This is a genomic window from Desulfoconvexum algidum, assembly GCF_055382125.1.
This window is the reverse complement of the sequence record NZ_AP042394.1, coordinates 22,590-34,247: the sequence shown is the minus strand read 5'-3', so window position 1 is coordinate 34,247 and position 11,658 is coordinate 22,590. Positions and strand designations below refer to the sequence as shown.

The following is an 11,658-nucleotide window of genomic DNA, read 5'->3' as shown; positions in this document are numbered from 1 at the left end:
CTCACGTTTGATACCTGATATGGGAAAATTATGACATGTAACTAGGTGGATAGAAAGGTCGTCAGATAGGTGTATTCCCCGATATCAACCGTTTCCTTTTTTACAAAACCATGTTTTGTGACTATTTTTTCCACCTGTGCTTCAGACAATCGAATATTTATTGGGGGGCCTGGGGGGCCTTCTATCTTTTTAAATTCAATAATGGCCAGACACCCCTTGGGGTTGAGCAGGGTTTTGATTTCTTTCAATACCGTATCTGCCTGCCCCCCTTCTTCAAAATCATGTAATACAGTTGCCATTAAACATATATCTGAGCTGTAATCATCAATATCAATTTGTTTACCGGCATCGGCCAGGAGGGTCATGATATTGGTGATGTTTTTCTTTTCAATCTGCTCTTCTAACGATAAAAGGCCTTCTTTCCAGAGATCGACAGCATATATCAATCCTGTCTGACCAACAATTTTTGACAAGAACATGGAATAAATGCCTTTGCCACACGCCAAGTCGATGACAACAGATCCTGGTTTTATTGGCAGGGCAGACCTTAATTTATCTGAATCAATTAATTCAAAACTGCTTTTACCGGCTCCCTTGGGCATTTTCTGGATGTTATCCATATTTAACTCCCTTCAGATTCACTTGATTTCTCCAAGATTGTGTTACCGGCATCCTTTAATTGAGCACCTGACCTGTTTTTTCCACCCCATATCCGCCAAGGGCCAAAACCCGGGCTTTAAATTCGTCGGTACCAATGGTCTCCAGAAGAACCTGTACCTTCTGGGACTCAAAAAACCGTTCCGGAATGATCAGGTCATAGGATTCGGTGATAATGGGAATAAAATCAAGACCGAGGGCATTGGCTGCCGCCTTTATCCCCAGGCCGGCATCGGCTCGGCCGGAAAGCACGGCCACAGCCACGGACATATGGGTATATTCATCATTTTCATACCCGAGGATATCCCCGGGCGTCATCTCCAGTTGTTTCAATTTGTAATCAAATAAAATTCGCGTGCCCGATCCGGGCTGACGGTTTATAAACCGGAGTTTCCCTGTTTTCAAATCGTTATTTTTCAAGTCGTTAGTTTTCAAGTCTTCAATGGATTGGATATTTTTTGGGTTTCCCCTTGGAACGATCAGCCCCTGCTCCCGCATGACCAGGTTAACAATCTTTACCCTATGGTCGGGCAGATATTTTTTAACATATGAAAAGTTATAACTGCCGTCAACAGGGTCCAGCAAATGGGCCCCGGCCATATGGCACCCCCCTTTTTTAATGGCCATCAATCCCCCCATGCTTCCCACATGGCTCGAAGAAATATTGACGTCAAACTTTGCCTGGCGGATCTGATCCCCCAGAAGATCCAGGGTATTGTCATGGGAACCGATGATGACCAGGGTATTTTCTATGGCCGGCAAAGGCCGCAGCAAATAGGCGGTAACCTTTTCTCCCTGGGCGACACCTTCAATGTGCCTGGGGATCCGAATCACCCCGTCTGCCTCGGTAAGGGTGGTGATACTCCCGGAACCCCGGGGAAGCTGGGACGCGATCAGCTGCCCGTCCACAGAACCGATTTTAACCCTTAAAAACTCTTCCTGACCCAGCTTGGAGGCAATCTTTCTGGCCGGGGTCACCAGGGCTGTTTCAAGGATCTTTTCGGGCAATTGCTGCATATGGAGCAGCAAGGGTCCGGCAAACTGCTCAAAGGCAACAATGGCAGCCACGGGATATCCGGGAATTCCAAACACCGGCACCTGGCCCACCTTGCCGAACAGGACCGGTTTCCCCGGCATCATGGTGACCCCGTGAACATATACCTCACCCAAAGAAGCAATGACCGGCCTTGCAAAATCCTTGGACCCGGCCGAAGAGCCGCCAATAATACAAACCATATCGTAGAGGCCTGCAGCCTTTTCAACGGCAGCCTGTATGGTGCCAAGATCATCCTTGAGCATGGGATGAATCTCAAAATAAGCCCCGTGGTCCTGGCAAAGGCCGCCCAGAACCGTGGAATTGGACTCCACCACATCTCCTGGTTTCATCTGGTCCGGCCGGACATCCTGCCATTGCTTGAGTTCAGACCCGGTCGGAATTATCATCACCCTTGGCTGTTTATACACCGACACCTGGAAAATGCCGCCGGCGAGCAGGGCCCCAAGGGAATAGGAATTAATCTGGTGACCCCGGGGAAATAGGATCTTGGTGGCCACAATATCCTCTCCCATTTTCCTGACATGCTGCCAGGGGAACACAGGCGCTTCAATTTCAACATGGGTTTCATCCAGGATATTTAAGTGCTCAATCATGATTACGGCATTGGTATCGGGCGGCATGACATGGCCGGTGTTCACCCAGAAGGCATTTTCTTCGGGAACAAGTGTTATCGGCACCTCTTCACTGGCCCCAAAGGTAATATGGGCATCCACGGCAATGCCGTCCATGGCGGCGGCATGAAAATTAGGAGAAGAGATGGCTGCCATGGGCGGTTTTGCCAGCACTCTTCCCTTTGAGTTCACCACATCAATACTCTCTATTTGGGTGGCATAGGCATTAAAATGCTCAAACAGGCATGCTTTTGCCTCTTCAATACTCTTCATATCCAGGTATACATTTCTTTTTGAATTCATGGGGTATCTTTTTTGCCTTTTTTATGAGCTGCTTTTTCTATATATAAATTGTCATAAATTGTTATAAAAGGATAATATCAACCAGGGTATCTTTTTCCAACCCTTCCACATGCTCTCCTATCTCAAGAAGGCCGTCTGCATAGATCATGGTCCGGATCAATCCGGATTTTCCCAGGACCGGTCGAGCCAGCATCCGGCACGCCTCTTGTTCAAGTGGACCATTTTTAAAAGGATTGTCTTCAAGCATTACTCTGACAAAATCGCGCCTGCCCTGGGCAGAAGCAACATTCCGGGTCAATTTCGCCGGAATCCGAATTTGCCTCACCGGCTCTTTGTATCCCTGGAGCCGCTGCAAAAAGGGAATCACAATAATTTTTACCACCACCATGGCAGATACCACCTGGCCGGGAAGCCCCCAGACTGGTTTATTTGCACTGTTGGCAAGGATGGTGGGTTTGCCCGGGCTGACTGACATGCCGTGGACCAAGACTTGAGTATCTGCCAGGGAAGAGAGCACCTCCACGGTATAATCCCGGGTGCCCACTGAACTGCCCCCGGATATCAATACCATATCGCATTCCCCAAGGGCCCGTTCGCAGGCCTTCTTAAGGGCCGCAGGATTGTCCTTGATGATCCCGTACCGGACGGGCAGGGCATGGGCTTCTTCGATAAATCCGGCCAGGGTATAGGAATTAATATCCCGAATTTTACCGAAACTCGGCTCCTGGGTGATGGGAATAATTTCATCCCCTGTGGAGATAATTCCCACCCGGGGCACCTTATAAACTTCAAGTTTAGAAAACCCTAATCCTGCCGCAAGTCCTGCTTCCTGGGGCCGAATAAAGGTTCCACCGGCGAGCACGGTCTGATCCCTGGCAAAATCCTCTGAAGCATCGATCACGTGCTGGAGGGGGGCTACACTCTTGTATATTTCCACCGACCCCTCATCCACCGCTTCCGTATGCTCCACCATGACCACGCTGTCCGCCCCTTTGGGCAGCATGCCGCCGGTGGAAATAGGGGCTGCCTGCCCCGGCGCCAATTCAAAATCGGGTACCTGACCCATCAAGATGGCTCCAACAAGTTCAAGCCATGCAGGACTTGACTCGGAAGCACCGTAGGTGGATGCGGCATGGACCGCATATCCGTCCATGGTGGCCCGTCGGAACCCGGGCATGTCCCTTCCTGCGGTCAGATCCGCTGCCAAAATCCTGGAACAGGCATCTGCCACGTCAATAATTTCACGGCCCACAGCAGGAAATTTTTCCACCAGGGACGAGACCTCTTCAAGGGTTTTTACATTAAAAAAATGATTCATCTTAATGCTTTCTTTACCCGTTCCATGGCCAGGGTCACATTCTCAATACTGTTAAAAGCAGAAATCCGTATATAGGGATTACCGCAGCGGCCAAACCCGCCGCCGGGGGTACAGACCACCGAGGCCTTGTTGAGCAAAAGGTCAAAGAAATCCCAGGAATCCCTTCCCTGGCCGTCTATCCATATATAGGGAGAATTTTTACCCCCCACATAATCAAAACCCAAGGACGCAATGGTTTTACAGATAATATCGGCATTGTTCAGGTAATAATCGATCAATTCCTTGACCTGGACCTGGCCCTCTTTGGAATATACCGCCTGGGTTGCCCGTTGAACCGGATAGGAGACCCCGTTAAACTTTGTGCTCTGGCGACGATGCCACAACCTATGCAGGGAAATTTTCTCTCCGGTTGAAGAAAAAACCATGCACTCTTTGGGCACCACGGTAAACCCGCACCGGGTACCGGTAAAGCCGGCTGTCTTGGAAAAACTTCGAAATTCAACGGCCACCTCCTTGGCACCTTCTATCTCATAGATACTTCTGGGCAGGGTCTCATCCCGGATAAATGCTTCATAGGCGGCATCAAAGAGAATCAAGGCACGGTTTTCTTTTGCATACTCCACCCAGAGTTTCAACTCTGCCTTGGTGGCCGTGGCGCCGGTGGGATTGTTGGGAAAACACAAATAAATCAAATCCACTTTTTCCTTGGGCAATTCCGGCATAAAATTGTTCTCTTTAAGGCAGTCCATGTAAACAATATTTTCGTACCGGCCGTTTTGAAATTCCCCGGTTCTGCCGGCCATGACATTGGTATCCAGATAAACTGGATAAACCGGGTCTGGAATAGCAATTTTGATATCCGTTGCAAACAATTCCTGAAAATTACCGGTATCACATTTAGCGCCGTCACTGACAAAAATTTCATCGGCAGTTATATCCGCTCCCCGGGACTGAAAATCTTGGGCTGCAATGACCTCCCGCAAGAAAGCATATCCCTGCTCGGGACCATAGCCCCTAAAGGTTTTCTCAACGGCCATTTCGTCCACGCCCTCATGGAATCCCTTTACCACAGCAGGCGGTAATGCCCGGGTCACATCTCCAATTCCCAGGCGAATAACATGGGTATCTGGATTTTTCTGCTGGAATTCTTCCACCCGCTTTGCAATATCTGAAAAAAGGTAGGACGCCTGTAATTTATTATAATTCTCATTTGCTCTGATCATGAATCTTTTTTCCTTTCACTCCTAATATATATATACCAGTAGAAACTCCTACTGGTCTCAGTTTAACAAAGCGGACAAATATGTCAATTCCATGTTTGTTTTTATCATACCTCTTGGCGAATCTGCCAAACTGCCATTGCAAGGGCTTTAAATTCTGCAACAGACAAGGTTTCCGCCCGACGCGCAGGCTCGATGGCAGCCCGGGTCAATGCCTCTATTACAACGGGTTTTTCAATTCCCAGCTCCCCGCCGGCCATGGAATTTTTCAAGGATTTTCGCCGTTTTGAAAAAGCCGACTTGATCACATCGAACAGCAAATCCTCCATGGGCGGTGACATGTCGGCTGAAGCCAGAAAGTCAAACCGCAATACAGTTGAATGCACCTCGGGTTTTGGAAAAAAAGAACCGGGGTTGATGTCGGCAAGAAATCCGACATCGGCTGCATATTGCACCACGGCGGACAGTCTTGAGTAATCCCTACCCCCGGGGGAGGCAATGATACGGGTGGCAAGCTCTCGTTGAAACATTAAAAAAGCCTTTTCAATGACGGCCCTTTCCTTTACGAGACGAAATAATATCTGGGATGAAATATTATAGGGAAGATTTCCAAAAACCACCAGTCGACCCTCCCCGGCGATTTCTTTAAAATCTGTTTTCATTATATTCTGGTTGATCACCGTAACATTACCGATTTCCTCTTGTTCAAGTTCTTCATTTAAAAGAGGAACCAGCCGCCTGTCCAATTCAACGGCAATGACACGGGCGGCTCGCCGGGCAAGGGGAATGGTCAGGGCCCCGAGACCCGGCCCGATTTCAAGGACAATGGACTCCTTGGATATCTTGGCACGGTCAACAATCATTTGTGCTGTTCCCGGGTCGGACAAAAAATTTTGTCCCATTTCCTTACCCGCGTATAGTTTTTCTTTTTTTAACAATTGTCCCGGATGTGTCATATCACCTGCCTGTTCGCTTCCTGTGCTTAACTGCACAAGGCTTAGTTGTTCTATTGTTAGGTCTGGCGTGACGGCAAAGGCCCCACCTATCCAGACTATATTTAACCTAGTTTCTTAATTTACCAGCAAAATTACTACTTGACTTTCTTTGCCCCCGGAAGTAATTTTATATATTATACTTCAACGGATAATAAGATTCAATACCAATACGAACCAGAGCAGTTCACTCGTTGCCTGATTTATAAGCATTCCTATCTGCTCTGACCCGGAGCAGGCGTGTGAATGGCTATCTTGCAATCAAAAAATCAACCCTTTTTTTCAGGAGATGTATCATGACGGAAAACACTGAACTTGGAGCCAACTGGGAAAGTTTTGTCAAAATGCTGCTGCACCGGCTGGATATTCCCACCAAAGAAGACATAAACAATTTACACACCAGGCTTGACAAGCTTGAGCAATTACTCTATCAGAAACAGCCGGGTGCCAAAAGGAGTGCCCAGCCACGGGCAGCCAAACGCAAAAGTGCCTCGGCCATTGTTCTGGAGATCATTGCAAATCATCCCAAGGGAACCAATTTTAAGACCATAAAAGCTGCAACCGGATTTGACGACAAAAAACTGAGAAATATTATTTTCAGGCTGGATAAAATAGGAAAGATTCAACGGGTTAACCGGGGGATCTATAAAAAAATATAATGGAAAAAACACATGGAAACGACTTCATTTAAAGAAGGCCAGAAAATCAGCGGGTATATCGTCAATCGAATCTGCCCTTTGCCCACCATTGACTCGGTGCTCATTGAACTGAGTCACAAGCAAACAAAAGCCAGGCATATTCATATTGCCAACAAGGACACCGAAAACACCTTTGGTGTATTTTTCAGAACAGTGCCCAAGGATTCAACGGGGGTGGCCCATATCCTCGAGCATACGGTCCTGTGCGGATCTGCCAAATTTGCCGTCCGTGACCCCTTTTTTTCCATGATAAAGCGAAGCCTGTCCACCTTCATGAATGCCTTTACCGCTTCGGACTGGACCATGTATCCCTTTGCCTCCCAGAACAAACGAGACTATTACAATCTCATGGATGTCTATCTGGATGCGGCTTTTTTCCCCAACATTGACGACCTGAGCTTTAAGCAGGAGGGGCATCGGCTAGAGCTTTTAGAAACAGAAGGCCAGGAGAGTGAGCTGGAATACAAGGGGGTTGTCTACAATGAAATGAAAGGCGCCATGTCCTCACCTTCCCAGGTGCTTTCAAGGTCGATTCTGGCAAGTCTTTACCCGGACACCACCTATAGCAACAACTCAGGAGGCGAGCCCGCTGATATTCCCAAACTAAGCCATGAAGCGCTCAAGGCTTTCCATGCCCGTTACTATCACCCGTCTAATTCCTATTTTTATACCTATGGGTCCTTCCCTCTGGAAGCGACACTGGCAGTCCTCGAAAAAAAAGTATTGGGACGCTTTGATTACCTTGAAATTGATTCAGCCGTACCGGCCCAGCCCCGGTGGGACACCCCCAGAAAACAGATCCAGGCCTATGCCTATTCCGACCCAGATGATCTGACCCAAAAATACCAGACCTGTATGGCCTGGCTGACCTGTGATATTAAAGATTCCTTTGAAATTCTGGTTCTCACGGTCTTAGAACAGATCCTCCTGGGAAATGCTGCCTCGCCCTTGAGAAAAGCGTTGATCGATTCCAATCTGGGATCTGCCCTTTCCGATGCAACGGGATTTGATGCAGACAACCGGGATACCATGTTTGCCTGCGGTTTAAAGGATATTGCCAAGGAATCCATTCCCAAAGTGGAAGAGATTATTTTTTCAACCTTGCGACAGGTGGCAACGACCGGAATAGAACAACAGCTCATCGATTCGGCCATTCACCAGATTGAATTTTACCGCAAGGAAATTACCAACACCCCCTACCCCTTTGGGATTAAATTATTGCTTTCCTTTGCCGGCACCATGATCCATGACGGGGACCCGGTATCTTGCATCAATATTGATGACGACCTTGAAACCCTTGCTCACAAGATCCGTCAGGGAGGTTTTCTTGAAGAACGCATTGTTCACTACTTTCTTGAAAATCCCCACAGGGTTCTTTTTACCCTGGAGCCGGACAACCAGCTTGAAAAAAACCAGGCCGATGCGACAAGGTCAGAACTAAAAGCCCTTTTGGCAACCCTTACACCAGATGATCTGTCAATAATTAAACAAGACTCTGCCGCTCTGGAGTTGCTTCAGGAATCAGAAGAAGACCTGTCCTCCCTGCCCACCCTGGATCTCGCCGATGTCCCCCCGGATATCGAAATCATAAAACCAGACCGGATCAAGGATATTGATTTTTCCACCTGTTATGACAAGGCCACTTCCGGGATCCTCTATTTTACCTGTCCTGTGGGAGCCGGAAATATCCCGGTTGATCTTTTTCCCCTGGTTCCCTTTTTCGCCAATGCCTTTACCAACAGCGGCACAAAAAAAAGCTCCTATTCCAAGATAGCGGAAACCATGGACCTGTATACCGGCGGGGTTAGCCTGTCTCCCTTTTCAGGGTCCTATTTTTCCAAGGGGGCGGATGCCCATTCATTTCTGGCCCTCCAGGGGAAAGCCCTGGACCGGAACATTGACCGATTGTTTGATATGATGGATGAATTTGTCAACCAGTTTGGATTCCAAGATCAAGACCGGCTGAAAAGCCTGTTGCTCCAATACCAATCCGGCATGGAATCCTCCATTGTTTCAGCAGGTCACCGGTATGCCATCTCCCTTTCCGCCCGCCACCTGTCCAAGGCATCCCATATCAACGAACTCTGGCACGGAATCGATCAGTTTCAGCTCATCAAAAAGATCACCGGCCAACTGACAGATCCCGATACCAGCAAAACAGCCTTGGACACCCTGTCGTCAAATCTTACGACCATTGCCGGCTCCCTGTTCAGACAAGACAATTTAAAACCAGCCGTCATCGGCAGCACCCAGGCCCTGCACCAGGCCGACCAAAGAATCAGCCGGCTCCATGCCCAACTAAGCCAGTTTGAAAAAAATCCTGAAAAAAGATCTGAAAATACATTTTATACCCCGGACATTGACCTTGACACCCAAAGGCCCTATGACGGATGGTATACCAATACGGCCGTTTCCTTTGTGGGTCAGTCCTTTAAAACCGTCCGCATCACCCATAAAGATTCTCCGGGACTTGCGGTGATCTCTAAAATTTTAAGATCCCTTTACCTCCACCGGGAAATCAGGGAAAAAGGCGGGGCCTACGGCGGATTTGCCATATATAATACAGAAGAAGGCATCTTTTCCTTTGGCTCTTACCGGGACCCCCATATCAAACGAACCTTGGATGTCTATAAGAAGGCCTGCGATTATATTACCCGGGGAGAATTTACCCAGACAGATGTAAAGGAAGCCATTCTTCAGGTTTGCTCGGATATTGATAAACCGGAGACCCCGGGGCCTGCTGCCATGAAAGCCTTTTACCGGGATATCACCCACCTGTCCAATGAAATCCGTCAGCATTTCAAGGATACCCTGCTCCAGCTGGACAAAAACCGGATCCAGGAAATAGCCAAAACCTATTTTACCATTGAAGAGGATCAGAAAGGCATATCTGTTATCTCAAGCAAAACCCTGCTTGAGGAGGCCAATAAAGCCCTTGAAGCGGACAACCGTCCCCCCTTAAGATTGATTAAAATTTAGAAAAAAAAAGAAAGTCCCATGGGAAAACAGGTGTTTTCCCATGGGACACTATTTAAACCACCCTTCACGTCATTCTTTAAACAGGGCGGCCAGCCTTTCTTTGCCCCCGGAATCCAGGTCCCCCCTTGATGCGGCTATCTCAAGGGTATGTTTCCCTAGAACTCTGTACAATTGTGAGAATTGGGGTGTTTTTTTATCGATGTCTTTTAAATGACAAGAGATAATCTGATCATCCCCCCTTGCAACAGGCCCGGTCAGTGCATTAACGCAGCCCCGGGCCTTGATATTGTTCAGGGTTCCCTGAATCAGTGGCTCTAAAATGGTATAGGCCACGGCTTCATCCAGATCCGCCTCCTTTAAAAGGCTCAGGGCAAAATGCTCCAGGGTCACCAGATAATTGGAGGCCACCACGGCCGCGGCATGATAAATCGTCTTGGCATGGGTGGGGATTGTAAAAGAATGGGCGCCCAGGGCCACTACAATTTCACGACCAAGGGCAACTGCCTGATCCGCACCTTCCAGGGAGATATTAATACCTGAAAAAGGAGATTTCTGACCCCTTTCATAGGGCGCAAAAGCCTGGAGAGGATGGATAGATCCAATGGCTGCCCCTGTCTTTTGGGCTGTTTTTAAAACATCTGAAGACAGGGCACCGGACAGATGAAACACCACTGAATCCTCGGTAAAACCGCCTCCCTTTGCAATCTGATCACACACCGGTTTGATCTGGGTATCCGGGGTGGTAATAAAAACAAGGTCACAGGCGGTTGCGGCTGTGACGGCATCCTTATATACAATGCCCTCACCGGCCATGGCAGCGGCATGTTTTGCCGAATCAGGGCTCTTGCTGGCAAAACAAGCAGGGGTAAATCCCTGGGATAAAAAAACAGACAGACACACCCCCAAACGCCCGCACCCGATGATACAAAACTTTTTTTTACTTATATTCATATTCATCCGAGGGAAAGGTTCCTGACCTTACTTCCTTGATATAGGATGCCAGTCCCTGGTTTGCAACCTGGGCAATATCTGCATATTTCTTAACAAACTTGGGAAGGAAGCGATCATTGATCCCGAGCATGTCATGGAGCACTAAAATCTGACCATCACATCCCGGCCCGGCACCAATGCCAATGGTGGGAATATTGAGCGCCTTTGTAATCCGGGTGGAAATGGGAGAGGGGATGCCTTCCAGGACAACGGAAAAGGCCCCGGCTTTTTCAACATCCCTGGCATCTTTTAAAAGCCTCTCTTCATCCCGTTGGACCTTGAAACCGCCCATTTGATGCACCGACTGGGGGGTGAGACCGATATGGGCCTGGACAGGTATTCCCGCCTTTACAAGGGCGGTAATCACCGGGCAAACATCTGCTCCGCCTTCCAGTTTCACGGCAGAGGCCCCTGCTTCCTTTAAAAATCGCCCCCCATTTTCCACTGCCCGATCCAAAGAACCCTGGTAGGACATAAAGGGCATGTCCCCTACAACCATTGAATAACGACAGGCCCTTGAAACCATTTCGGTGTGATAAATACTTTCATCCATGGTCACACAAAGGGTATTTTCCTTTCCCTGGACCACCATGCCCAGGGAATCACCCACCAGAACGATATCAATACCGGCCTTATCCAGGAAACCGGCAAAGGGAAAATCATAGGCTGTCAGGGCGGTAATTTTTTTGCCTTCCTGCTTCATTTTTATCAATGTTGATGTGGTCACTCTGGGCTGCATATTTTCCCTCCCGATTTAAGTATGGATCCATTGGATCTGTATTTTAATACCTTAGAATAAATTCCAAGAAGTTTCAAGTTCCCTTCCCTAGGGT

The 11,658-nt window shown here is 48.3% G+C and carries 9 protein-coding genes; 2 read left to right on the top strand and 7 right to left on the bottom strand.

Annotated elements, in window-relative coordinates; genetic code table 11:
• Positions 1-41 precede the first annotated feature (41 nt).
• The 5 genes from ACZ45G_RS00135 to rsmA all read right to left on the bottom strand — a co-directional run bounded on the left by ACZ45G_RS00135 (position 42) and on the right by rsmA (position 6,122).
• On the bottom strand, positions 42-620 hold the full coding sequence (locus tag ACZ45G_RS00135; RefSeq protein WP_464174561.1) for a class I SAM-dependent methyltransferase: 579 nt from the start codon (positions 618-620) through the stop codon (positions 42-44).
• Positions 621-675: 55 nt separating this feature from the next.
• On the bottom strand, positions 676-2,628 hold the full coding sequence (locus ACZ45G_RS00130) for a molybdopterin biosynthesis protein (RefSeq protein ID WP_464174560.1): 1,953 nt from the start codon (positions 2,626-2,628) through the stop codon (positions 676-678).
• Between the two features lie 61 nt (positions 2,629-2,689).
• A complete protein-coding gene (locus tag ACZ45G_RS00125; protein WP_464174559.1) occupies positions 2,690-3,946 on the bottom strand; it encodes a molybdopterin molybdotransferase MoeA in 1,257 nt (418 codons plus the stop codon).
• Positions 3,943-5,169: an LL-diaminopimelate aminotransferase gene (locus tag ACZ45G_RS00120; protein ID WP_464174558.1), complete on the bottom strand. Its 1,227-nt coding sequence runs from the start codon at positions 5,167-5,169 to the stop codon at positions 3,943-3,945. Before ACZ45G_RS00120 ends, ACZ45G_RS00125 begins: the two co-directional genes overlap by 4 nt.
• Positions 5,170-5,273: 104 nt before the next feature.
• Positions 5,274-6,122 (bottom strand): 16S rRNA (adenine(1518)-N(6)/adenine(1519)-N(6))-dimethyltransferase RsmA, encoded by an 849-nt coding sequence (gene rsmA / locus ACZ45G_RS00115; RefSeq protein ID WP_464174557.1) that lies wholly within the window; start codon positions 6,120-6,122, stop codon positions 5,274-5,276.
• A 332-nt stretch (positions 6,123-6,454) separates the two neighbouring features.
• On the opposite strand from rsmA, the gene ACZ45G_RS00110 reads away from it, so the two are divergent.
• Positions 6,455-6,817 carry a hypothetical protein gene (locus ACZ45G_RS00110; RefSeq protein WP_464174555.1) on the top strand — a complete coding sequence of 121 codons (363 nt, stop codon included), beginning with the start codon at positions 6,455-6,457 and terminating at the stop codon, positions 6,815-6,817.
• 12 nt (positions 6,818-6,829) lie between these two features.
• Positions 6,830-9,835, top strand: a complete 3,006-nt coding sequence (locus tag ACZ45G_RS00105) for an insulinase family protein (protein ID WP_464174554.1) — start codon at positions 6,830-6,832, stop codon at positions 9,833-9,835.
• Between the two features lie 69 nt (positions 9,836-9,904).
• On the opposite strand, the gene ACZ45G_RS00100 is transcribed toward ACZ45G_RS00105, so the two are convergent.
• Both ACZ45G_RS00100 and panB read right to left on the bottom strand, forming a co-directional pair.
• The gene (locus ACZ45G_RS00100) at positions 9,905-10,786 is read right to left on the bottom strand and encodes a Rossmann-like and DUF2520 domain-containing protein (protein WP_464174553.1); all 882 of its coding nucleotides are present in this window, start codon (positions 10,784-10,786) and stop codon (positions 9,905-9,907) included.
• Positions 10,773-11,564 (bottom strand): 3-methyl-2-oxobutanoate hydroxymethyltransferase, encoded by a 792-nt coding sequence (gene panB, locus ACZ45G_RS00095; RefSeq protein WP_464174552.1) that lies wholly within the window; start codon positions 11,562-11,564, stop codon positions 10,773-10,775. The genes ACZ45G_RS00100 and panB overlap by 14 nt, the downstream gene beginning before the upstream one ends.
• Positions 11,565-11,658: the final 94 nt, after the last annotated feature.